Source organism: Nostoc sp. PCC 9305 (assembly GCF_963920915.1).
In the GTDB taxonomy this organism is placed as follows: domain Bacteria; phylum Cyanobacteriota; class Cyanobacteriia; order Cyanobacteriales; family Nostocaceae; genus Nostoc.
Window position 1 is genome coordinate 1 of sequence record NZ_CAWUDN010000236.1, and the last position, 1,914, is coordinate 1,914.

General features: G+C 42.4%; 2 protein-coding genes. Both read left to right on the top strand.

The genetic code is table 11. The annotated features are described in order from the left end of the window. Positions 1–190: 190 nt before the first annotated feature. Positions 191–949: a TVP38/TMEM64 family protein gene (locus ACM0OX_RS35510; RefSeq protein WP_414519887.1), complete on the top strand. Its 759-nt coding sequence runs from the start codon at positions 191–193 to the stop codon at positions 947–949. After that, positions 918–1,760, top strand: a complete 843-nt coding sequence (locus tag ACM0OX_RS35515; protein ID WP_414519889.1) for a TVP38/TMEM64 family protein — start codon at positions 918–920, stop codon at positions 1,758–1,760. The genes ACM0OX_RS35510 and ACM0OX_RS35515 overlap by 32 nt, the downstream gene beginning before the upstream one ends. The last annotated feature ends 154 nt before the right edge of the window (positions 1,761–1,914 follow it).

Genomic DNA, 1,914 nt, shown 5'->3' on the forward strand with positions numbered 1-1,914 from the left:
TCAGAAGGTCAACATCGAGCCTCAGAAGGTCAACATCGAGCCTCAGAAGGTCAACGTCGAGCCTCGGAAGGTCAACATTGAGCCTCAGAAGGTCAACATTGAGCCTCAGAAGGTCAACGTCGAGCCTCAGAAGGTCAACGTCGAGCCTCAAAAGGTCAACGTCGAGCCTCTGAGGGTGAAACTTATAAAAATGAACAAGCGTTTATTAAATTCCAAACTCAAACTACTACTGCTAAGTTGCCTGATTATCACTCTAATAATTGCTGCTAAACAGTTAAACTTTCAGGGACTTTTACAAACCTTAGTCATTTGGGTTCACAGTCTTGGTGCTTTCGGGCCTATTGCCTACATAGTTATTTTCAACTTAGCAACATTACTATTTATACCGGGTTCTCTTCTAACCCTCAAAGGTGGTTGTCTGTTTGGTGTATTTTGGGGATCGATATATGTGCTAATTGCTGCAACAATTGGAGCAACCTTGGCTTTTCTTATTGGACGCTACCTGTCGCGGGATTGGGTTTATCGACAAATGGAAAAACATCCTAAATTTAAAGCGATTGATTTAGCAGTTGCTAAAGAAGGATGGAAAATTGTTTTGCTAACTCGTCTTTCACCTATTTTTCCCTTCAATTTATTAAATTATGCTTTTGGGATAACACAGGTTTCTCTCAAAGACTATATATTAGGTTCCTTCGGCATTATTCCCGGTACTGTGATGTACGTTTATATTGGTTCTTTAGCTGGTAATCTTGCCATGATTAACACCTCTCATCAACCAATTACTCCAGAAACTCAAATCTGGCAATGGATAATGCGAGTAGTTGGGTTGATTGCTACCGTTGCTGTAACTGTGTATATCACAAAAGTTGCTCAGAAAGCATTAGCTCAAAGTGTGGCAGTAGAAGAAATCACAACCCATGAAAAAACTAACAATCATTCAGATATTTAAAGCCTCTCTGCGAGACGCTACGCGAACGACTCCGCTCGGCTTTAACACTGAGCGAAGCCGAAGTGTTAAAAGTATTGATGCCAGAAACTTCCAGAAATTTTTTAGCCTCGGCGCATTAATATTACTAATATTGGCAAGTAGTTTTTCATTAAACACAGACCCGGCTTTGGCACAAGAATTGGCAAATTCAAATTCTTTCAATCCCCAAGCAATTTTACGCGAAGCCTTGCAGTGGATTGATAGCCTGGGTGCGTTAGGAGCCATAGCTTTTATTGCCCTTTATATTATCGCTACCGTTGCTTTTTTCCCAGGTTCTATTCTCACCTTGGGAGCAGGTGTGATTTTTGGTGCAGTTTGGGGTTCTCTTTACGTGTTTATCGGTGCAACCCTTGGCGCTACAGCTGCTTTTCTCGTCGGACGTTATTTAGCAAGGGGTTGGGTTGCTGGTAAAATCGCAGATAACAAAAAATTTGCCGCCATTGACCAAGCGGTAGGTAAAGAAGGATTGAAAATTGTCCTGTTAACGCGACTATCCCCCATATTTCCTTTCAATTTGCTCAACTATGCATTTGGCATCACGGGAGTTTCACTTCAAGATTATTTCATCGGCTCTCTAGGCATGATTCCCGGAACCATCATGTACGTTTATATTGGTTCCCTTGCAGGAAATCTGGCGATGATTGGGACTGAGGCTCAACCTACCAACCCGACTTTACAATGGGCAATTCGCATCTTGGGTTTATTTGCGACAGTCGCTGTTACAGTTTATGTAACCCGGATTGCCCGCAAAGCTTTAGAAAAGGAATTGTAGGGTAGCACCACTGTACAAGTTTATGTCAACTGCAAATTGCTGTAATATCATGTCCGCGTAATTAGTTATGATTCCCATAGCCATTGCACCCCTCCCCGCAAGGCTACGGTGTACACACAAGTCTTTGAGAGTTGCCTCACAGCGTTTAGATCCC

Bases quoted from the DNA above. Each gene is read 5' to 3' on its own strand.
- ACM0OX_RS35510 (WP_414519887.1), top strand. From the start codon at position 191: ATGAACAAGCGTTTATTAAATTCCAAACTCAAACTACTACTGCTAAGT.
- ACM0OX_RS35515 (WP_414519889.1), top strand. From the start codon at position 918: ATGAAAAAACTAACAATCATTCAGATATTTAAAGCCTCTCTGCGAGAC.